At 70.7% G+C, this 21,507-nt stretch carries 16 protein-coding genes; 6 read left to right on the forward strand and 10 right to left on the reverse strand.

Features of this window, described 5'->3' with window-relative positions:
* The first annotated feature begins 117 nt into the window (after window positions 1–117).
* Window positions 118–1,080: a zinc-binding dehydrogenase gene (locus tag LGI35_RS29140; RefSeq protein WP_116513425.1), complete on the forward strand. Its 963-nt coding sequence runs from the start codon at window positions 118–120 to the stop codon at window positions 1,078–1,080.
* A 98-nt stretch (window positions 1,081–1,178) separates the two neighbouring features.
* Here the strand turns inward: LGI35_RS29140 and LGI35_RS29145 are convergent, their stop codons facing one another.
* Together LGI35_RS29145 and LGI35_RS29150 are read right to left on the reverse strand one after the other, a co-directional pair.
* Window positions 1,179–2,219: a PadR family transcriptional regulator gene (locus tag LGI35_RS29145; RefSeq protein ID WP_227297186.1), complete on the reverse strand. Its 1,041-nt coding sequence runs from the start codon at window positions 2,217–2,219 to the stop codon at window positions 1,179–1,181.
* 1 nt (window position 2,220) lies between these two features.
* Window positions 2,221–3,141, reverse strand: a complete 921-nt coding sequence (locus tag LGI35_RS29150) for a DUF4097 family beta strand repeat-containing protein (RefSeq protein WP_227297187.1) — start codon at window positions 3,139–3,141, stop codon at window positions 2,221–2,223.
* A 179-nt stretch (window positions 3,142–3,320) separates the two neighbouring features.
* Here LGI35_RS29150 and LGI35_RS29155 point away from each other — a divergent pair, with 179 nt between their 5' ends.
* The gene (locus LGI35_RS29155; protein WP_227297188.1) at window positions 3,321–4,169 is read left to right on the forward strand and encodes a hypothetical protein; all 849 of its coding nucleotides are present in this window, start codon (window positions 3,321–3,323) and stop codon (window positions 4,167–4,169) included.
* Between the two features lie 33 nt (window positions 4,170–4,202).
* Here LGI35_RS29155 and LGI35_RS29160 read toward each other — a convergent pair whose 3' ends face one another.
* From LGI35_RS29160 to LGI35_RS29180, 5 genes are all read right to left on the reverse strand, one after another.
* On the reverse strand, window positions 4,203–4,385 hold the full coding sequence (locus LGI35_RS29160) for a DUF6104 family protein (protein WP_019075209.1): 183 nt from the start codon (window positions 4,383–4,385) through the stop codon (window positions 4,203–4,205).
* A gap of 85 nt (window positions 4,386–4,470) precedes the next feature.
* Entirely contained in the window at window positions 4,471–8,289 is a 3,819-nt protein-coding gene (locus tag LGI35_RS29165; RefSeq protein WP_227297189.1) for a multifunctional oxoglutarate decarboxylase/oxoglutarate dehydrogenase thiamine pyrophosphate-binding subunit/dihydrolipoyllysine-residue succinyltransferase subunit, read from the reverse strand.
* A 261-nt stretch (window positions 8,290–8,550) separates the two neighbouring features.
* Window positions 8,551–9,741, reverse strand: coding sequence for a HAMP domain-containing sensor histidine kinase (locus LGI35_RS29170; protein WP_227297190.1), 1,191 nt, complete (start codon window positions 9,739–9,741; stop codon window positions 8,551–8,553).
* The gene (locus LGI35_RS29175; RefSeq protein ID WP_116510033.1) at window positions 9,738–10,475 is read right to left on the reverse strand and encodes a response regulator transcription factor; all 738 of its coding nucleotides are present in this window, start codon (window positions 10,473–10,475) and stop codon (window positions 9,738–9,740) included. The genes LGI35_RS29170 and LGI35_RS29175 overlap by 4 nt, the downstream gene beginning before the upstream one ends.
* Before the next feature lie 93 nt (window positions 10,476–10,568).
* The gene (locus LGI35_RS29180; RefSeq protein ID WP_227297191.1) at window positions 10,569–11,270 is read right to left on the reverse strand and encodes a spermidine synthase family protein; all 702 of its coding nucleotides are present in this window, start codon (window positions 11,268–11,270) and stop codon (window positions 10,569–10,571) included.
* A 399-nt stretch (window positions 11,271–11,669) separates the two neighbouring features.
* Here LGI35_RS29180 and LGI35_RS29185 point away from each other — a divergent pair, with 399 nt between their 5' ends.
* On the forward strand, window positions 11,670–12,296 hold the full coding sequence (locus LGI35_RS29185) for a rhomboid-like protein (protein WP_376568858.1): 627 nt from the start codon (window positions 11,670–11,672) through the stop codon (window positions 12,294–12,296).
* Window positions 12,297–12,471: 175 nt separating this feature from the next.
* Window positions 12,472–14,895: an endopeptidase La gene (lon, locus tag LGI35_RS29190; RefSeq protein ID WP_227297192.1), complete on the forward strand. Its 2,424-nt coding sequence runs from the start codon at window positions 12,472–12,474 to the stop codon at window positions 14,893–14,895.
* Between the two features lie 77 nt (window positions 14,896–14,972).
* Here lon and LGI35_RS29195 read toward each other — a convergent pair whose 3' ends face one another.
* Window positions 14,973–15,992, reverse strand: a complete 1,020-nt coding sequence (locus LGI35_RS29195; protein ID WP_227297193.1) for a helix-turn-helix transcriptional regulator — start codon at window positions 15,990–15,992, stop codon at window positions 14,973–14,975.
* Between the two features lie 148 nt (window positions 15,993–16,140).
* Here LGI35_RS29195 and LGI35_RS29200 point away from each other — a divergent pair, with 148 nt between their 5' ends.
* Window positions 16,141–18,987 (forward strand): M4 family metallopeptidase, encoded by a 2,847-nt coding sequence (locus LGI35_RS29200; RefSeq protein WP_423835733.1) that lies wholly within the window; start codon window positions 16,141–16,143, stop codon window positions 18,985–18,987.
* A gap of 71 nt (window positions 18,988–19,058) precedes the next feature.
* Here LGI35_RS29200 and LGI35_RS29205 read toward each other — a convergent pair whose 3' ends face one another.
* Window positions 19,059–19,892 carry a lysozyme gene (locus LGI35_RS29205; protein ID WP_227297194.1) on the reverse strand — a complete coding sequence of 278 codons (834 nt, stop codon included), beginning with the start codon at window positions 19,890–19,892 and terminating at the stop codon, window positions 19,059–19,061.
* A 218-nt stretch (window positions 19,893–20,110) separates the two neighbouring features.
* Between LGI35_RS29205 and LGI35_RS29210 the strand changes: the two genes are divergently transcribed.
* Entirely contained in the window at window positions 20,111–20,614 is a 504-nt protein-coding gene (locus LGI35_RS29210) for a MarR family winged helix-turn-helix transcriptional regulator (RefSeq protein WP_227297195.1), read from the forward strand.
* Between the two features lie 19 nt (window positions 20,615–20,633).
* Here the strand turns inward: LGI35_RS29210 and LGI35_RS29215 are convergent, their stop codons facing one another.
* Window positions 20,634–21,422 carry a protein phosphatase 2C domain-containing protein gene (locus LGI35_RS29215; protein WP_227297196.1) on the reverse strand — a complete coding sequence of 263 codons (789 nt, stop codon included), beginning with the start codon at window positions 21,420–21,422 and terminating at the stop codon, window positions 20,634–20,636.
* Window positions 21,423–21,507 lie beyond the last annotated feature (85 nt).

The raw sequence follows: 21,507 nt of genomic DNA on the forward strand, positions 1-21,507 counted from the left end.
CGCAGGCCCCGACCGCGCCCCGTGCGCCACGGATCGACTCCGTGGGGCACGGGGCGCGGCGCGTGTCACAGCCCTACGGTGTTCCGCACGGCACCCGGCGGACCTAGGGTCAAGGTCATGTTCGCTGCCTACGCCGCCCGAATCGACCGTGACCAGCCGCTGAACGGCCTTGAGTTGGGGGATCGCCCGGCCCCCGAGGCCCGCCCCGGCTGGACGACCGTGAACGTCAAAGCCGCCTCCCTCAACCACCACGACCTGTGGTCCCTGCGCGGGGTCGGACTCGGTGAGGACAAGCTCCCGATGATCCTCGGCTGCGACGCCGCCGGGATCGACCAGGACGGCAACGAGGTCGTCCTGCACTCCGTCATCGGCCAGGCCGGTTACGGGGTCGGGCCCCGGGAGGGCCGGTCCATCCTCACCGAGAAGTACCAGGGCACCTTCGCCGAGCAGGTGACCGTGCCCGAGTGGAACGTACTGCCCAAGCCGAAGGAGCTCAGCTTCGAGGAGGCGGCCTGCCTGCCGACCGCGTGGCTGACGGCGTACCGCATGCTGTTCACCAACGCCGGTGTGCGTCCCGGTGACTCCGTGCTCGTGCAGGGCGCCGGCGGCGGGGTCGCCACGGCCGCGATCGTCCTCGGCAAGGCGGCCGGTCTCAAGGTCTTCGCGACCAGCCGTGACGAGGCCAAGCGCAAGCGTGCCCTGGAGCTCGGCGCCGTCGAGGCCGTCGAGTCGGGTGCGCGGCTGCCGCAGCGCGTGGACGCCGTCATCGAGACGGTCGGCGCGGCCACCTGGTCGCACTCCATCAAGTCGCTCCGGCCCGGCGGCACGGTCGTCATCTCCGGTGCCACCAGCGGTGACCGTCCCTCGCACGCCGAGCTGACCCGTGTCTTCTTCCTGGAGCTGAAGATCGTCGGCTCGACGATGGGCTCGAAGGACGAGCTGGAGGACCTGCTGTCGTTCTGTGCGGCCACCGGTGTGCGCCCCGTGATCGACGAGACCCTCCCGCTGGACCGCGCCCGCGAGGGCTTCGAGCGGATGGAGGCCGGCGGCCAGTTCGGCAAGATCGTGCTGACGGTCTGACGGTCTGACCTTGCTGGATCCTGTCTGACCTTGCGGATCCGTGAGGGTCGAGGGGCGGCGCGCCCCTCGACCCGTCCCGTCCCCGGACGTCGCGCGGGTCAGCCCTTGGGTGTCCGCAAGGACGCCCCGATGTGTGCCGCCGCCTCCGACAACCGGCGCCGGGCCTCACGGAGTTGGTCCTCCGTCACCCCGCGGTCCCTGGCCGTGTCGCGGATGTCGTCGCGGAAGCGGTCGAGGAGGCGGTCCAGATCACGGGCCGGGTCGCCGGTCGAGTCCTCGTGGCTCCACGACGGCAGATACTCCGCGGGGATGTCGCCATGGGTGACCCGCACCTCGGGCCCGGCGCCGTCCGAACGGGCCGCGCCGCCCGGCTCCTTGCCGAAGTACTTGCCGAAGTCACCGAACTCCTTGGCCAGTTCGGTCAGGCCCTCCCGGACCCCCGTGGGCCAGTCGCCCTGCGCGAAGTGGTCCTGGACCTGGTCCTGCACCCGCTTCGCCAGCCGCTGGACCTGCTCCTGCGCCTGCTCGCGCGCCTGCTCCTGCGCCTCCTTGGCCTGCCTGCGGGCCCGCTGGGCCTCCTCGCGGGCCCGGCGGCTCTCGTCCTTCGCGCGCCGCGCCTGCTCCTTCCACTCCTGCCGGGCGCGGCGCAGCTCCTCCTTGGCCGCGCGCCACGCCTCCTTGTCCCCGAAGTCCTGGAAGTCGCCGAACGGGCCCGGCCGCTCGCTCTTGCGCGTGGTCGTCCCCGAACCGTTCCGCGCCTCCGAGGCGGCCGCGCGCATCTCGCGGCGCAGATCGCCCGCCGCGCCCCGCACGTCGTCCCGGATCTCGGCGGCGAGCTCCGCCACGGACTCGCGGATCTCCAGCTCCAGGTCGGCCAGTTCACCGCTGCGGTCGGCCAGCTCGGCGCGGCCCGCGTCGGTGATCGAGTAGACCTTTCTGCCGCCCTCCGTGGTGTGAGTGACCAGCCCTTCGGCCTCCAGCTTCGCCAGGCGCGGGTACACCGTGCCGGCCGAGGGCGCGTACAGGCCCTGGAAGCGCTCCTCCAGGAGCCGGATCACCTCGTACCCGTGGCGCGGGGCCTCGTCGAGCAGCTTCAGGAGGTAGAGGCGCAGTCGGCCGTGGGCGAAGACGGGGGCCATGTCAGAGCACCTTCTTGTCGGCCGGGCCGCCGGTGGCGGCGTCAGGGGCGGAGGGGGAGTCGGCGGGGGAGTGCTCGACGGGGGCGCCCGTGGCGGGAGCATGGGCGTCGTCCTCCGCCGGAGGCCGCCGCAGGAGCGCGATCGATCCGGAGACCGTCGTCGCCTTCAGCTTTCCGCGGCCCGTGCCGAGCCTGCCCGTGATGCTCTTGGCACCCCAGTGGCCGCCGACCCGCAGATCCTCGAAGGCGTTCGACACGGATCCGCTCGCCGTGTTCGCCTCGACCTCCGCGTCCGCGGGGTGCGGGAGACGGATCGCGATCTCGCCCGAGACGCTCGTCAGGTTCACATCCGTCGCCCGGGCGGCCGGGTCGAGGTCCACGATCATCGAGCCGCTCACCGAGTCGGCCCGCACGGAGGGGCCCGCGCCCTCGACGACGGTCAGGTCCCCGGAGACGGAGTTGAAGCGCAGGTCCCCTGTCACCGCCTGGGCCTCGACATTCCCGGAGACGGTGTCCGTGCGCACATCGCCCGCGACGCCGACCAGCGTCGTGTCGCCGGTGACGCCCTTGACTTCCGTACGCCCCTGCATCCCGGACACGACCGCGCCGGCTCCGACGACGCCCACCTCGACTCCCGTACCGGCCGGGACCGCCAGGGACACGACCGCGCTGCGGCGCCAGCCCTTGGGGTCGAGCCACTTCAGGAAGCCCTTCCAGGGCAGATCGTCGTACGCGACGGTCAGCACGCCGTCCGCCAGGGTCACCTGGAGCGGCGGGCCCTCGATCTCGGACACCTCGAGGCGGGTGGAACCTTCGTCGGTGCCCACGACGTTCACCGTTCCGTTGACGATGCGTACGTGGAGCGTCGTCACGGGCTCGTCGAAGGCGAGCTTGTGGGGCTCTGCCACGGACCACTCGGGCATGGTGCGACCTCCTCGGCGGGACGGATCGGGAGCGGACGCCTTGTATCGCACCCTTGCAAGACACGATATATCGCGGATACGGAAAGTCAAGACAGTCGCGACTGGATTCCGCCGTACGGGCCACCCTGTACAGGGGTATTCATGGGCCAAACCGCACGAACTGACCTAGCGTTGGATTCATGCCGTCCGACGCCACCGCCGACTCCGCCGGCACCCCCGCCCCGCAGGCCAGGGCCGCGGGAGCGCTGCTGCTGTGCCGCGCCGACCCCGCCACCGCCGGTCCCGCCGCCCAGCTCCTGCGCGAGCGCATGCTCCTCGCCCCGGCGGGACCCGAGTGGAGCGTCCTGGTCCCCGAGGGCAAGCCCTGGCTGCACGACGGCGAACGGATCGACAGCGTCCTCGCGGGCTGGGCCGCGGCCCTCGCCGTCAGCGTCCCCTGGCCGGTGCTCGCCCTGTGGTGGGACGCCGAACACAGCGGCTACACCCTCGCGTCGGGGTTCCGCCGCCCCGTCGGCTACGTATGGCTGGCGAACGGCACACCTGTCGGCGAGGACGAGGCGATGCGCACGTTCGCCGGGCGCCTCGGCCTCGACCCGGTCCTGGACATGCAGTCCCTGGAGGAACTCACCCGGTCCGACAGCGGGGCGGACTCCCGCGCCCGTCTGCTCGGCCTGCTCGCGGTCCTCACGCGCGCGGGGCTGATTCTCCCGGCCGGCCTGACCCCCGGGGAGCCCGCCGACCGGCTGCGCGAGGTCGCGCGCGTGCAGCCCGGCGCCGAACACATCGAGTGGTCCGGCTGGCGCGACGCCGTCCGCGCGGAACTCGACGTCGTGGAACGCAGCGCCATAGGGCCCTGGCTGCGCGGTCCCAAGGCGCGCACGGCGGCGGCGGTCCAGCTCGCCGTGGGCATCCCGCTCACCGTGTGGGGCCTGCGCCGGCGCGGCACCGGCTGGGCGCTCGCGGGCGCGCTCCTGGTCGTACACGGCGCGCTCGGCCTCGCCTACGACCGGCTGCGCGCCTGGGACTGAGGCCTGCTCCCGGGACGGGACCCGCTACTCGTCCTACTCGTCGTCATCCTCGTCGTCGAGCCGTGCCAGCCATGTCGCCAGCCGCTCGACCGGCACCTCGAAGTCCGGGTTCAGATCGACGAACGTACGCAGCTGCTCGGCGAGCCACTCGAAGGTGACCTCCTCCTCGCCGCGCCGCTTCTCCAGTTCCTCGATGCCGCGGTCGGTGAAGTACATGGTCCAGTCGCTCCTGGGGTGATACGGACGTGGGGCCCGGAACAACGTTCCGGGCCCCACAATCGTACGTACGAGGTCAGGCTGCTCAGGCCTCGAAGACCTCGCGCACCAGCTGCTCCTGCTCCGCCTGGTGACGCTTCGCCGAGCCGACCGCCGGCGACGAGCTGTGCGGCCGCGAGATGCGGCGCAGGCGCTCACCGTGCGGGACGTCGGCGCCGACCGCCAGGTCCAGGTGGTCGATCAGGTTGAGGGCGATGAAGGGCCATGCGCCCTGGTTCGCCGGCTCCTCCTGCGCCCACAGGTACTTCTCCGCGTTCGGGTACTTGGAGATCTCCGCCTGGAGCTCGGCACCCGGCAGCGGGTACAGGCGCTCGATGCGGATGATCGCCGTGTCCGTCACGCCGCGCTTCTGGCGCTCGTTCTCAAGGTCGTAGTAGACCTTGCCCGCGCAGAAGACGACCTTGCGGACCGCGGCCGGGTCCACCGAGCTGTCGCCGATGACGGGACGGAAGCCGCCCGTCGTGAACTCCTCCGCCTTCGACGCGGCGGCCTTGAGGCGCAGCATCGACTTCGGCGTGAAGACCACCAGCGGCTTGTGGTGCGGGTTGTGCACCTGCCACCGCAGGAGGTGGAAGTAGTTCGACGGGAGCGTCGGCATGGCGACCGTCATGTTGTTCTGCGCGCACAGCTGGAGGAAGCGCTCCGGGCGGGCGGACGAGTGGTCCGGGCCCTGGCCCTCGTAGCCGTGCGGCAGGAGCAGCGTGACGCCGGAGGTCTGGCCCCACTTCTGCTCGGCGGCCGAGATGTACTCGTCCACCACCGTCTGCGCGCCGTTGACGAAGTCGCCGAACTGCGCCTCCCACATCACGAGCGACTCGGGACGGGCCAGCGAGTAGCCGTACTCGAAGCCCATGACCGCGTACTCGGAGAGCAGGGAGTCGTAGACGTTGTAACGCGCCTGGTCGTCCGAGAGGTACAGCAGCGGGGTGAAGTCCTCGCCCGTCTCACGGTCGATCAGGACCGCGTGACGCTGGCCGAACGTGCCGCGGCGCGAGTCCTGGCCCGAGAGGCGCACCGGGGTGCCCTCGAGGAGCAGGGAGCCGATGGCGAGCGTCTCGCCCATGCCCCAGTCGATCGTGCCGTCCTCGATCATCGCCGCGCGGCGCTGCAGCTGCGGCAGCAGACGCGGGTGGACGGTGACGCGGTCGGGGATGTTGACCTGCGACTCGGCGATCCGCTTCACGGTCTCCTGGGAGATCGCGGTGCTGACGGCGACCGGGAACTCGGCCTGCGGGTCGGCCGAGGGGGCCGACACCGGGTGCGCCGTGGCCTCGCGGACCTCGGCGAACACCTTCTCCAGCTGGCCCTGGAAGTCCTGCAGCGCCTGCTCGGCCTCTTCGAGCGTGATGTCGCCACGGCCGATGAGGGACTCGGTGTAGAGCTTGCGCACCGAGCGCTTCTTGTCGATCAGGTCGTACATCAGCGGCTGCGTGAACGCCGGGTTGTCCGACTCGTTGTGCCCGCGGCGGCGGTAGCAGATCAGGTCGATGACGACGTCCTTGTTGAACGCCTGGCGGAACTCGAAGGCCAGTCGGGCAACGCGGACGACGGCCTCGGGGTCGTCGCCGTTCACGTGGAAGATCGGCGCCTCGATCATGCGGGCCACGTCCGTGGCGTACATGGAGGAGCGCGACGACTCCGGGGCGGCGGTGAAGCCGACCTGGTTGTTGATGACGATGTGGACCGTGCCGCCCGTGCGGTAGCCGCGCAGCTGCGACATGTTGAGCGTCTCGGCGACCACACCCTGGCCCGCGAAGGCCGCGTCACCGTGCAGGGCGACCGGCAGGACCGTGAAGTCCGTGCCGCCCTTGTTGATGATGTCCTGCTTGGCGCGGACGATGCCCTCGATGACCGGGTCGACCGTCTCCAGGTGGGACGGGTTCGCGGCCAGCGAGACCTTGATCTGCTCGCCGTCCAGGCCGGTGAAGGTGCCCTGGGCGCCCAGGTGGTACTTCACGTCGCCGGAGCCGTGCATCGACTTCGGGTCGAGGTTGCCCTCGAACTCGCGGAAGATCTGCGCGTACGACTTGCCGACGATGTTCGCCAGGACGTTCAGACGGCCGCGGTGGGCCATGCCGATGACGACCTCGTCCAGGCGCGACTCGGCGGCGGAGTCGATGACCGCGTCGAGCAGCGGGATGACGGACTCGCCGCCCTCCAGGGAGAAGCGCTTCTGGCCGACGTACTTCGTCTGCAGGAACGTCTCGAACGCCTCGGCCGCGTTCAGCCGGCGCAGGATGCGCAGCTGCTCCTCGCGCTCCGGCTTGGTGTGCGGGCGCTCGACGCGGTCCTGGAGCCACTTGCGCTGCTTCGGGTCCTGGATGTGCATGTACTCGATGCCGGTGGTGCGGCAGTACGAGTCACGCAGGACACCGAGGATGTCGCGCAGCTTCATCATCGACTTGCCGGCGAAGCCGCCGACCGCGAACTCGCGCTCCAGGTCCCACAGGGTGAGGCCGTGCTCGGCGATGTCCAGGTCGGGGTGCTTGCGCTGGCGGTACTCCAGCGGGTCGGTGTCGGCCATGACGTGGCCGCGGACCCGGAAGGAGTGGATCAGCTCGAAGACGCGGGCGGCCTTCGTGACGTCGTCGTCGTGCGAGGCGTCGATGTCCTTGAACCAGCGGACCGGCTCGTAGGGGATGCGCAGCGCCTTGAAGATCTCGTCGTAGAACTCGCCCTCGCCGAGGAGGAGGTTCGCGACGATCCGCAGGAACTCGCCGGAGGCGGCGCCCTGGATGACCCGGTGGTCGTAGGTCGACGTGAGCGTCATGACCTTCGAGATGCCGAGCTTGTTCAGGGTGTCCTGGGACGTGCCCTGGAACTCCGCGGGGTAGTCCATCGAGCCGACGCCCATGATGACCGACTGTCCGGGCATCAGGCGCGGCACGGAGTGGACGGTGCCGAGGCCGCCGGGGTTGGTCAGCGAGACCGTGACACCGGTGAAGTCGTCCATGCCGAGCTTGCCGTCGCGGGCGCGGCGGACGATGTCCTCGTAGGCCTGCCAGAACTCGAAGAAGTTCAGCGTCTCGGCCTTCTTGATGCCCGCGACGACCAGCTGGCGGTCGCCGTTGGGCTTCACCAGGTCGATGGCGAGGCCGAAGTTCACGTGCTCCGGCTTGACCAGCGTCGGCTTGCCGTCCTTCTCCGCGAAGGAGTAGTTCATCGACGGCATGGCCTTGATGGCCTGCACCATCGCGTAGCCGATGAGGTGGGTGAAGGAGATCTTCCCGCCCCGGGCACGCTTCAGGTGGTTGTTGATGACGATGCGGTTGTCGAACAGCAGCTTCACCGGGACCGCGCGCACGGACGTGGCCGTGGGGACCTCGATGGAGGCGTTCATGTTCTTCGCGACGGCGGCGCTCGGGCCGCGCAGCGTCACGAACTCGGGGCCGCCGGCGGCCTCGGTCGCGGGCTGCGCCTTGGCGGGAGCCGGGGCCTTCACGGCAGCGGCGGCCGGCTTCGCGGGCGCCGCTGCGGCGGGCTTGGCCACCGGGGCGGCCGGAGCCGCCTTGGCCGGAGCCGGAGCCGGAGCCGCGGCCGGAGCCGGGGCTGCCGGAGCGGCGGGCGCCGCGGCAGTGCCCGCAGCCCCCGCGGCTGCGGTACCGGCGGTGCCGGGACCGGAACCCTGTGCGGGGGCTCCGGTCGTCGGCTGGGCCGGGGCACCCGGCTTGTAGTCGGCGAAGAAGTCCCACCAGGCTCGGTCAACCGAATTCGGGTCCTGGAGGTACTGCTGATAGATCTCGTCGACGAGCCACTCATTGGGACCGAAAGCGGCAGCAGGGCTCTTGCCCTGCCCCTCTTGGTCGGTCGAGGTGCTCGAGTTACTGGGGGACTGTGGCGACACGGCGGTAACCGCCCTCTTCCGCTTCTCACAAGGTGATGGACAGCGGGAATAAAGGCTACGCCTCCAACACCGGGACTTGCAGACCGGGCCGGTCATCCGTCGCGTAAGTCACACCGGAAGCCGTGTTTCGGCGCTGGAAATGGCGGGAAACAAGCGGGGTTCCGGTTCACCTTGGGTACGTCCTTGTACGAGTGCGGCCCCTGGGCCCGCACCCCGTGACGAATGGCACGGCGATCTTGTGCTTCCGGTTCGAACCCTACGTCAACTCTGAGCGCGGGGCAGGCCCGGAAGAGTGACCTGGATCCGGCAGCCGCGAGCCGATTCGGCCACACCGATCCGGCCCCCGTGCAGGTCCACGGCCCACCGGGCGATGGCGAGGCCGAGACCGGTGCCGCCGTCGCTGCCGGGGCCGTGCGCGGCGCCCTTCACATGGCCGCCCCGGTTGAAGCGCTCGAAGACGCGGTGCCACTCGGAGCGGGGGATGCCGGGGCCCTCGTCGAGGACCTCCAGATCGAGCGACTCCGGATAGAGGCCGCGCCGCGCGAGCACGGTCACGCGGCCGTGCGGTGGGCTGTGTTTCACGGCGTTGTCGATGAGATTGGCCACCACCTGGTGGATCCGCTCGGGGTCCGCGTGCGCGGTCAGCTCGGGCGGGGACACGTCCAGGTGCAGATGCACGTCCGTACGCGTGTGGGTGCCGGAGCCCGAGGCGATGCCGGCGCGCTGCGAGGCGACCATGTTGGCCTCCTTCAGGACGCCCGACAGATAGGGCCACACCTCGAAGCGGCGCGCCTTGAGCGGGACCACGCCGTTGTCGAGCCGCGAGAGGTCGAGCAGTGTCTCGACCAGCCGGCCCAGGCGCTCGGTCTGTTTCAGGGCGGTGCGCATGGTCTCGGGGTCGGCGGCCGAGACCCCGTCCACGACGTTCTCCAGGACGGCGCGCAGACCCGCGATCGGCGTGCGCAGCTCGTGCGAGACGTTCGCCACGAGCTCCTTGCGCTGCTGGTCCTGGGCCTCCAGGTCGTCGGCCATGCGGTTGATGGTCGCGGCCAGGTCGCCCAGCTCGTCGCGCCGGTCGGCGCCGCGGACCCGGCGCGTGTAGTCACCGTGCGAGATGGAGCGGGCGACCGTGTTCATCTCGTCGAGCGGCGCGGTCAGCGAGTGCGCCACGAACTGGGTGATGAGGAGCGTCGCGATGACCGAGAAGACCGTGATGAAGCGGAGCTCGGTCTGGGTGCGGACGGCGACCATCAGCAGTCCGGTCGTGATGAACACCGAGACGACGACCAGCGTGCCGAGCTTGGTCTTGATGGAGAACGGCCGCAGACCGCTCTGCACCCAGTGGCCCGCGAGGGGCCGGGCGGCCGGGGGAGTGCCGGGCGGCAGGCCCGGCGGCCCCGGCTCGTACCCGTCCGCGTCCCGTACGTCGGATGCGCCGCCGCTGCCGCTCATGGCGTCGGCGTCTCCAGCGCGTAGCCCACACCGTGGACGGTGCGGATCCGCTCGGCGCCGATCTTCCGGCGCAGCGCCTTGATGTGGCTGTCGACGGTCCGGGTGCCCGACGCGTCCGCCCAGTCCCACACCTCGGCGAGCAGCTGCTCACGCGAGAGGACGGCGCGGGGCGTGTTGGCCAGGCAGACCAGGAGGTCGAACTCCGTGGGCGTCAGATGGACGTCCTCGGAGCGCACCCGTACCCGGCGCTGCGCGTGGTCGATCTCCAGCTCGCCGAGCCGCAGGATGCCGCTCCTGGGCGTGGCCGCCGCGAGCGCCGCGCGCTCGACCCTCCGCAGCAGGACGTGCACGCGCGCCGCGAGCTCCCGCATCGAGAAGGGCTTCGTCATGTAGTCGTCGGCACCCACGCCGAGCCCGACGAGCATGTCCGTCTCGTCGTCGCGCGCCGTGAGCATCATCACCGGCACCGGCCGCTGCGCCTGCACACGGCGGCAGACCTCGAGCCCGTCGAAGCCGGGCAGCATGATGTCGAGGATCAGCAGGTCCGGCTGCCATGCCTCGGCCGTGTCGACCGCCGCCGGACCGTCCTGTGCCGTTTGCACGAGGAATCCCTCGGCACGCAGCCGCGCGGCGATGGCATCGACGATCGTGGGGTCGTCCTCGACCACGAGGACCCGTCGCTGGGCACCCGGCGTCGCCGTGCTGCCGTTGTGGGAGGTGTGTGTCTGCTCCATCGCCCCGCCCCTGAATGCGCACATCCGTGTGCGCTTGACGCTTGAATGATCTGGGTTTCGGCAGTCAGCGTACGGGGAGTTACCGCGAGTCGGCTACGCAGGCCTGACCCCGAGATGTACGACGTCCGGAACGCCCCGGACAACCGGGATCTCTTCGGTGCGGACCGACCGGAATCCGGCATTCCGCAAGGTTCCTTCAAAATTTGCGGAGGGCTGTGCGGACCACACGGCGAGCACGCCGCCAGGCGCGAGCCGCGCCAGGCAGGCCGCGATACCTACCGGTGAGTAGAGACTGTCATTACCCTCCGTCACCGTCCAGTCGGGTCCGTTGTCGATATCGAGGCACAGTGCGTCGTACGTCTCGGTCGATTCCCGGACGTACGAGACAAGGTCCGCCTCCACAATCTCCGTGCGCGGATCGGCCAGCGCGGACCGTGACAGTTCGGACAGCGGGCCCTCGCGATGCCAGTCGACGATCGCCGGCTCGCGCTCGACGACGGCGATGCGGCCCCAGCGGGAATTGGCAGCCGCGTGTGTGAGGGAGAATCCGACACCGAGCCCGCCGATGAGAATTCCGGGCGCCGGGCGGTCGTCGAGAGCGTCCAGCGCCGCGTCGACCAGGAGGCGCTCGGAGCGGCCGTCGGACGTGTCCATCAGGAAGCAGCCGTTGGCGATGATCTGGAGCAGCGCGCCGTGGCGCCGCAGTACGACCTCTCCGAACGGCCCTTCGCGCCGGTCGAGGACGACGGGGGCGGTGTGGTCGGTGTCGTACGGGACGGGGTACGAGGTGGACATGGTGTCCATCCTGCCGCAACCTGCGCGACGCCTGGCCGTCCCTGGAAAGGGAGTTGGGGGCGCTCCTGTGCAGGTCCTGTGGATCATGCCGCACGTGGCGTCGGTCATGGACAGCGCGGGTACAGGAGGCGAAGGCTGGGGCGGACCGGAAGGGAAAGGATGCCGCAGGTGGAGCGTGGCGTGACGGTCGAGGCCGACGAGGCGGACGTCTCTTCGAAGGCTGTTTCCTCGAGGACCGTTTCTCCGGGGGCGCTTTCTTCGGGGGCCCTGCTCGAGGCTTCGCGGCCCCTGCTCGATGCCGTCCCGGCCCAGCCGGCGGCCTGTGGCGGGGCACCAGCCGCTCCCGGATCCTCTACCGGCGAGCGCACCCCGCCCGAGACCGCCGGACCCAGGCGCCGGATGCGCCCCTGGCGGCTGCTGCCGACGCCCACGGGGGCGCCGTTCACCTTCGCCTACGCCGCCGTGCTCGTCGGCACGTCCCTCTTCGCGCTGTTCGCCGATCCCGGCGTCGTCGCGTCCGCGCTGCGGGGTTCCAGCACCGACGTGGCGCACCTCGCGCACACCCCTGTGTTCGTGCTGGTCGCCAGTGCGCTGTGGATCGACGGCGGGATCACGTCCCCGTTCGCGGTCGCCTTCCTGGTCGTCCTCACGGCCCTGGAGCGCCGGATCGGCGGGTGGTGCACCGCCGGTGTCTTCGTCCTCGGTCACACCGTGGCGACGCTCGCCACCGAGGTCCCCGTCGGGCTCTCCGTGATGGCCGGGCATCTGCCCGAGAGCTCGCTGCACCGCCTCGACTACGGGATCAGCTTCGGCGTGGCCGCGAGCATCGGCGCGCTCGCCGGTCTCCTCACGCCCTGGCTGCGCTGGGCCGTGCTCGTCGTCGTCGGCGGAATGCTGGTCGAGGACCTCGTCGTGTTCGCGGACCCGATGACGAGCTGGGGTCACCTCATGGCGCTGGCCATCGGCGTCGGGACCTGGCCGCTGGTGCGCCGGTGGCGCGGCGTGCCGGGAGCGTCCGCAGTCTGACGCGTCCTCCCGTCCCTCGGCCGGCCCTTTGTCGTACGCGTCACAAACCCCTTCTGAGCTGCGGCTTTCCCCTGCCCGCCCACTGATCGCCGAGAGCGAACAGTGCCGGGGGAACATTCAGGGGCTCACGTGCATTGAGTCTCCATAGCTCAACTTGACTGCTTAAGGGGAGATCATGGCATCGACGTCCACACCGCTCACCCTGCCCGTGCTGCCGCTCGACGACGAGGTCGTGCTGCCCGGAATGGTGGTGCCCCTGGACCTCAACGACAACGACGTACGCGCCGCGGTGGAGGCCGCCCAGGCAGCGGCCCGTTCCAGCGGATCCGTGGGCGGCAGCAAGCCGAAGGTGCTTCTTGTTCCCCGGATCGACGGCACGTACGCGAACACCGGCGTGCTCGGCACCGTCGAGCAGGTGGGCCGGCTCGCCGACGGCGACCCCGGCGCCCTGATCCGCGGCCGCAGCCGCGTGCGGATCGGCGCGGGCACGACCGGCCCCGGCGCCGCCCTGTGGGTGGAGGGCCTCGCGGTCGAGGAGACCGTGCCGGAGCCGCTGCCCGGCTCCGTGACCGAGCTGGTCACCGAATACAAGGCACTCGCCACGAACTGGCTGAAGAAGCGTGGCGCCTGGCAGGTCGTGGACCGCGTCCAGCAGATCGACGACGTCTCCGCGCTCGCCGACAACTCCGGCTACTCGCCCTTCCTGAGCACCTCGCAGAAGGTGGAGCTCCTGGAGACGGCCGACCCGGTCGCCCGGCTCAAGCTGGCCACCGAGCAGCTGCGCGAGCACCTCGCCGAGCAGGACGTGGCCGAGTCCATCGCCAAGGACGTGCAGGAAGGCGTCGACAAGCAGCAGCGCGAATTCCTGCTGCGGCGCCAGCTGGACGCCGTACGCAAGGAGCTGCGCGAGCTGAACGGCGAGTCGGAGGGCGAGGAGTCCGACGACTACCGCACGCGGGTCGAGGCCGCCGACCTTCCCGAGAAGGTCCGTGAGGCCGCGCTCAAGGAGGTCGAGAAGCTGGAGCGGTCCAGCGACCAGTCCCCCGAGGGCTCGTGGATCCGCACCTGGCTCGACACCGTCCTCGAACTGCCGTGGAACGAGCGAACCGATGACAGCGCTTCCGCGTACGACATCCAGGGCGCCCAGCGCGTCCTCGACGCCGAGCACTCCGGCCTGGAGGACGTGAAGGAGCGCATCACCGAGTACCTCGCCGTGCGCAAGCGGCGTTCCGAGCGCGGGCTCGGCGTCGTCGGCGGACGCAGGGGCGGCGCGGTGCTCGCGCTCGTCGGCCCGCCCGGCGTCGGCAAGACCTCGCTCGGCGAGTCCGTGGCGCACGCCATGGGCCGCAAGTTCGTCCGCGTCGCCCTCGGCGGCGTACGGGACGAGGCGGAGATCCGCGGACACCGGCGTACGTACGTGGGTGCCCTGCCGGGCCGGATCGTGCGCGCGATCAAGGAGGCCGGGTCGATGAACCCGGTCGTGCTGCTCGACGAGATCGACAAGGTGGGGTCCGACTTCCGGGGCGACCCGGCGGCCGCCCTGCTCGAAGTGCTCGACCCGGCGCAGAACCACACCTTCCGCGACCACTACCTGGAGGTCGAACTCGACCTCAGCGACGTCGTGTTCCTCGCGACGGCGAACGTCCTGGAAGCCATCCCGGAGGCCCTGCTCGACCGTATGGAGCTCGTCCGCCTCGACGGCTACACCGAGGACGAGAAGGTCGTCATCGCCCGTGACCACCTGCTCCCGCGCCAGCTGGAGCGGGCCGGCCTGGACAAGGGCGAGGTCACGCTCGGCGAGAGCGCGCTGCGCAAGCTCGCGGGGGAGTACACGCGGGAAGCCGGCGTGCGCAACCTGGAGCGGTCCGTCGCACGGCTGCTGAGGAAGGTCGCGGCCCAGCACGAACTGGGCGAGCGCGAGCTGCCGTTCACCGTCGAGGACACCGACCTGCGGAGCCTCATCGGGCGCCCGCATCACGTGCCCGAGGCGGCGCAGGACCCGGCCGAGCGGCGCACGGCGGTGCCGGGCGTGGCCACCGGACTGGCGGTCACCGGAGCGGGCGGCGACGTCCTCTACGTGGAGGCGTCCCTCGCCGACCCGGAGACCGGCGCGGCCGGCCTGACCCTGACCGGTCAGCTCGGTGACGTGATGAAGGAGTCGGCGCAGATCGCGCTCTCCTTCCTGCGCTCGCACGGCGCCGAACTGGAGCTGCCCGTCGCCGACCTGAAGGACCGGGGCGTGCACATCCACTTCCCGGCGGGCGCGGTGCCGAAGGACGGCCCGAGCGCGGGTGTCACCATGACGACCGCTCTCGCGTCGCTGCTCAGCGGGCGCCAGGTCCGTACGGACGTGGCGATGACCGGTGAGGTGTCGCTGACCGGGCGCGTGCTGCCGATCGGTGGCGTCAAGCAGAAGCTGCTCGCCGCGCACCGGGCCGGCATCACCACGGTCGTCATCCCGAAGCGGAACGAGGCGGACCTGGACGACGTCCCCGCCGAGGTCCTGGAGAAGCTGGACGTGCACCCGGTGACGGACGTGCGTCAGGTGCTCGAACTGGCGCTGGCTCCGGCCGCGGTGGAGGTTCCGGTGGCGGCGTGACGGACGCTGCCGGATGACGAAGGCCCGAGTCCCCTTGGGGGCTCGGGCCTTCCGCATGTGCCCGGTGCGGACAGGCCCTAGTCGATCGTCAGCCAGCCGCGCAGTGCCGCTTGAACCCCCGCCTGGAACCTGGTCTCCGCGTTCAGCACCACCATCAGCCGGGTGATGCGCCGGCGCACCGTGTGCACGTGGACGTCCAGGCGGCGGGCGATCGCCTCGTCCTTGAGGCCGGACGTGAGAAGTGTCAGCAACTCCCGGTCCTCCTCGGTGATCTCCTCGTCCGTGACCGACCCGATGGGCACGGCACGCCCCCACACCGCGTCGAAGAGCGGCACCAAAGCATGGCTGAGCAGGGAGTCGCTCACCACCAGGGCGGTCGCCGTCGGGTCCGCCGCGTCGGTCGGCGGGAGCAGTGTCACCCGCCGGTCGACGGTGATCAGCTTCGTCGGCAGCTGGGTGCCCACCCGGATCTGCACACCCTGCGCGGACAGGTCGACCAGGCCCCGGGCGCGGCCGTGGAAGCTCAGCCCTTCCCGGTCCACCACCACCCGCACCCGCGCCCCGCGCCGCACCGGATCGGTCACGTCGAGCGGGGCGGGCATGCCGTCCGGCTCGCTCGCCGCGTAGGGCGGCCGGTCCAGGAGCGCCACGTCCTCGGTCGCGGAGACCAGCAGCGCGGCGACGCGCTCGGCGATGGCCGCGCTGCCGCGGATCGTCTCGATGCCGATCGCGCGGGTCGCGTGCGCGGTGTTCAGGAGCCCGGCCGCCAGCCGGTCCACGGAACCCGTCAGCTCCTCCAGCTCGGCCGACCTGTGCAGCAGTTGCGCCTGGTGGAGGTGGATCAGGCTGCGCAGTGCGGTGGCGGGCGGGACGGCGCTCGGCAGCCCGCCCTCCCGGACGGGCTGGGTGAAGCCGCGCTCGTCGAGCCGGTCCAGCGAGGCGGTGGCCCGGCGCACCGACAGGCCGACGGACCGGGCCAGGGCCGACCGTGAGGCAGGCGCGGGAACGTTCAGCAGGGCCTCGTACACCCGGAGTTCGTCGGCTCCGAGTCCGAGGGCCTGCCACTGTGCGTCGTTGTCCGGACCGTCCCACCCCACGCCGGAGATCTTGGCCGGTCGGAGTGGTCCACACAAGTGTGGACGTACACAAGTAGACAGCCGGAACGCATTGTTCAGACACCGTCACCGGTATTTGCATGTCCGCATCCGACATCCGTTCACGTACCAGTGGCACCGGAGGAGCACCGTGCGGACTTCAGCACGCAGAACGACAGACAGGGCCAGAGGCATAGCCGTCGGCCAAGGCGTAGCCGCACTGCTGGCCGCCGCGGGCCTCATGGTGACCGCGATGCCGGCCGCCCACGCGGACACCGACACCCCCACCGCCGCGTCGTCCGTGAGCCCGGGCGACGACACCGACACCCCCTCGCTCGTCACCGGTCTGAACGAGTCGGCCGACGCGAGCGCGAGCGCCGCCGACGCCGCCCGTGAGCACCTCGCGGCCAAGAAGGGCCGCTACCACATCGCCGACGCGAAGGGCGACCTCAAGACGGTCTCCACCGAGGACGCCAAGGGCGGCAAGGAGACGGTCCGTCTCCAGCAGAAGTACAAGGGCGTGTCCGTCCTCGGCGGCGAGTACGTCGTCCGCATGACGAAGAAGGACGGCAAGCGCACCGTCACCGGCACCTCCGGCAAGTACTTCACCCAGCTGAAGCTCGACACGGTCACCCCGAAGGTCTCCGAGGACGTCGCGGTCGAGCGCGCCATCGGCGCCGTCATCTCGCAGCTCGGCGGCGCCCCGCTGCACGCGCCGGCCAAGGGCGACAAGAACGCGAAGGCCGAACTCACCGGCAAGGCCGTCGGCGTCACCGTCCTGCCGCAGGGCACCGGCGTGCTCACCCGGCACATCACCGTCACGGGCACCGATCCGGCGGACGGCACGGCCGTCAAGCAGGAGGTGTACGTCGACGCCCACTCCGGCTTCCCGGTCATGCAGTACAGCGGCATCCAGACGTTCGGCTCGACCGCCGCAGCCTCCGGCGCCGCGGCCGGCGCCGCGACGCTCCCGGACGACGCCACCCCGACGGCTGCTCCGTCGTTCGTCGTCAAGGGCTCCGGAACCCGCTACAACGGCCAGAAGGCCGATCTGAACCTGTACAAGGGCTCCGACGGCACCTACCAGATGTACGACTACGGGTTCCGGGACGCCGCCACCCCGTTCTCCGGCCCCCTGCTGCAGACCTGGGACGCCCGCGGCGTCGACGTCTCGGCCGCGTCGGGCGCCTGGCCCAGCGGCGCGTCGATCTTCAAGTCGACCACCCCGGACCTCGGTGCGGACTTCACCAACTCCGGCGCGGTGGACGCCCACTGGGCCGCCAACAAGGTGTACGCGTACTACAAGGACCACTTCGGCCGTAAGGGGATCGACGACAACGACGGGTTCATGTACTCGCTGGTCGGTGTCACCGCCAACGGCCAGCCGTACAACAACGCCTTCTGGGACGGCTCCAAGATGGTGTACGGCAAGGGCGGCGGCGACTTCCGCACGTTCTCCGCCGACACCGACGTCGTCGGCCACGAGATGACGCACGGCGTCACCGAGCACAGCGCGGGCCTGGTCTACGCGGGCCAGTCCGGCGCGATGAACGAGGCGATCTCCGACTACTTCGGCAACGCCATCGACCTCGAGGCCAATGGTCAGTCGATGGACGACCCGGACGCGGGCCTGCTCGGCGAGGACCTGTGCACGACGCTCAGCCCGCGCGAGTGCGCCCTGCGCGACCTCAACGACGGCCACACCACGTCCAAGGACTTCATCGGCACCAGCTACCGCGGTGACAACGGCGGTGTGCACCTCAACTCCACGATCTTCTCCGGCGCGCTGTGGGACATCCGCCAGGACGTGGGCGCAGAGCTGGCAGACCAGATCGTCTACCGTGCGCTGACCGCCTACATGACCCCGCTCGACGGCTTCACCGAGGGCCGCGCCGCGGTCATCGCCGCCGCGCAGGAGCTCGGTGTCACGAAGACCCAACTCACTGACGTCAAGCGGGCGTTCGCCGCGCACGGCATCGTCCCGGGCTGGGAGACGGCACTCGGCGTCGACACCGACACGCTCATCGCCAAGGACAACGTCGCGGGCACCGGCGTCGGTGCGGGCGGCGGCAAGTACGCGGTCTCGCGCTCCAACGAGGACGGCAGCGAGCCGTACGCGGTGTGGGCCGGCAACACCTCCGGCAAGGGCCAGCCGCAGCTGGTGAGCCCCAACAACGGCAACTACAACGTCTACGCGAGCACCGACGGCAAGAACGTCGCGTGGGCCGAGTACGCCTATGACTCGGTGCACATCCACGTGCGCCCGGTCGGCGGCGGTGTCGACAAGGTCGTGACCGCGGTCGGTGCCAACGTCACCTCGGTCTCCCTCGACGGCGACGCCCTGGTCTACAGCTACGTGAACCCGCAGAGCGGTGCCACCCAGAGCCGCTACGTCAACATCAAGACGGGTGCGGTGACCGAGCTCAGCACCAACCCGGTCATGGTGACGGGCCTGGCCTCCGTCCACGACGGCAAGATCGCCTACGCGAAGCTGTGGGGCGAGTCCGACGGCTACAAGCTCGGCGTCGAGGTCTATGACACCGCCACGGGCAAGCGGCAGCTGATGCCGATCGACAAGAGCACCGTCTACGGCATCGGCCAGACCGAGATCACCGACGACGGTGTCTTCTGGGTCGAGGACGACGACATCACCGACACCGGTCAGGCCGCCGTGATGCGCGCCGACTTCGACGGCACGAACCGCACCACGGTCACGCCGGAGTCCGGAGCGGGCTCGCTGTACGCCTACCAGCTGACGGCCTCCGACGACGCGGTCACCGTGCTGACGCTGCCGCCGGCCACGTCGTGGGCCAACGAGACGCTGCCGAAGCTGTACCAGGTCGCGCCCGACGGCAAGGGCGGCGCGCAGCGCGTCTCCTGCAACCGCGGTGACCAGGTCTACCCGGCCGCCGACACCGGCCAGCGGGTCCTGTGGCTGGACGGCACCACCGGCTACACGAACCTGGTCAAGCGCGACAGGCCGGCCGGCAAGTGCTGATCTGACGCACTGAACACGAAAGGGGCCGGGCTCTCGGAGGGGAGAGCCCGGCCGCCTCTCGCTGGTGCCGCTCAGCCGTTGGCCAGCGCCTGAAGCCTGTCGTAGGCGCCGTTGAACTTGCTGTGGTCACCGACCGTCGGGCCGGACGACGTGTACTGCCACATCGTGTAGAAGCCCCAGCCGGCCGGGAGCGCGCCCGGGTCGGTGTTGTAGCGCGCGATCCAGAGCGGGTTGGTCGCCCCGAACGCGCCGGAGTTGCCGGTGCACTCGGTCCACCAGCTCGTCGCCGTGTAGATGACGGCGTCGCGGCCGGTGCGGGCCTTGTACTGGTTCAGGAAGTCACGGATCCAGCTGACCATTCCGGCCGCGGTCTTGCCGTAGCAGGACGCGCCGTAGGGGTTCCACTCGATGTCGAGCGCGCCCGGCAGGGTCCTGCCGTCCTTGGACCAGCCGCCCCCGTGATCCACGAAGTAGTTGGCCTGGGCGGCGCCGGTCGTCGTGTCCGGGGTCGCGAAGTGGTACGCGCCGCGGATCATGCCGACGTCGTAGGAGCCGTTGTACTGCTGGGCGAAGTACGGGTTCGTGTAGTACGTGCCTTCCGTGGCCTTGACGTAGGCCCACTTCACGCCGCTGTTCCAGAGCGTCGACCAGGCCACGTTGCCGTTGTGGCTGCTGGTGTCCACGCCCTCGGTCTGGACGGCCTTGTCGCCGGCGGGCAGGCCGCCTCGACCGTCGTGCTCGGCGACGCCCATGCCCATCGTGGCGGAGCCACGGGCGGGGACGTCGGCGGCCTGGGCCGCGGTGGGCAGGGTGAACAGCAGCGAGAGCGCTGCGAGGATGACTCCGGCCGCCGGGAAGCGCCTCAGGCGCGGGCGGCGGACGGTTCCGGATCTGTGCACGGGCATTGCGTGCCTCCGAAGGCCTCGTTGAGCTTCTGCGAGCTCGGTGGGGGGACCTTTCGACATGTCACTGGTGTGGACATGTCACCAATGAAGCTACGCACGTAGACCGCAGGGAGGGAAGGGGGCCCGGATGCTGCCGTTGGTCTACTCCTGCGAAATACTGGCGGAGCTGCGGCAATGGCCGCGAATGGCGGAAACTTTCAGAAACGGGAAACCCTGGCATGGGTGCTGACGTGCACGAGGACGGGAACGGCGCGCGGCCGGGCGCCGAATTCGATGCGACGGAGAGTGGTGTGGACCACGAATTCTTGTCCCTGGAAAGGGAGTTGACGGTCTTCCTCAGGCGAGCTCGCGCGTCCTCCGGCGAGATGGCGCGCGCCGTCCACCCGGACCTCGAACCCGCCGCCTACGGTCTCCTCGCGCGCCTGGAGGAGTGCGGCCGGCAGCGGGCCACCGAACTCGCCGCGTACGTCGGCGTCGGCAAGGCCACCATGAGCCGGCAGCTGCGCGCCCTGGAGGACCTCGGTCTCGTCGCGCGCGAGCCCGACCCCGCCGACGGCCGCGCCTGGCTCGTCCACCTCACCGACGAGGGCCGCGCCAACTTCCGGCAGGTCCGCGACGCCCGCCGCGCCACGTACGTACGCCAGCTCGCGGGCTGGGACCGCAGCGAGGTGGCGGAACTGGCCCGACTGCTCCACCAGTTGAACGCGGGCGCCGAGAGCTAGGGCCTCGCGCGCGGGGGCCCTAGAGCTCCACGTACACCGCCGTCGCGTCGTCGTGGGTCTTGCTGCGCCGCAGGAAGACCCGGTCCCGCTCGTCCGCGTCCTCCAGGGCCCGTACGCGCGCGACCACCGCTTCGGCGCCCTCCTTGCGTACGAGCGCGAACAGGTCCGCCCAGTCGCCCTCGTGGAACTTCTCGACCCAGCGCGTGACTCCGTCGGTCAGCGCCACGAGCGTGCGTGTCCGCGCGCGGGGGAGTTCGCCCGTGACCGCGCGGGCGGCGACCGAGGGGTCGGCGGCCGCCGTGAAGAAGCCGCCCTCCTTGTTGCGTACGGTCGCGTCGGCCACCTCGTCCGAGACGAGGGAGGAGCGCGGCACGCGGTCGAGCCGGTCGTCCACCAGCGCCGTGACCGAACCGGACGCGTCCTCGACCAGCAACACCGAGTCGGACAGCACCAGATACTCGACCCGCTCCTCGTCCCACCGCGCCAGGGCCACGGTTGCCTGAGGCGTGCGGGGGTGAGAAAGGTCACAGGTGTGCCGATGGGTGTCGGCGGTGCGGCGGATTGCCTCGGCGAGGACGGCGGTCAACGTCATATCCCGCCGCGAAACGGACAGTTCACCCAATGCGCCGCCGAGCCGGGCCGTGAACCAGGGGACGGAATGCAGGCAGCCGCTCTCGCTCCGGGGTGGTGTGACCCCGTCCAGGACCACCAGTGTTCCCCCTTGTCCGGAGGCGGGTACGGCCGCCGAGGCGAAGTCCTCGTTGGGCCGGTCGGGGTTTCCGGGCTCCGTCGCGAGTTCGATGCGCATCCGGCCAGTCTGCACGAGGCCTTCACAAGCGGCCCGTTGAGCCGGGAGTTGAGCCGCATCGGCAGGTCAGACGCCTGGTTTAGAC

The sequence above is a fragment of the Streptomyces longhuiensis genome, assembly GCF_020616555.1.
GTDB classification, from domain to species: Bacteria; Actinomycetota; Actinomycetes; order Streptomycetales; family Streptomycetaceae; genus Streptomyces; species Streptomyces longhuiensis.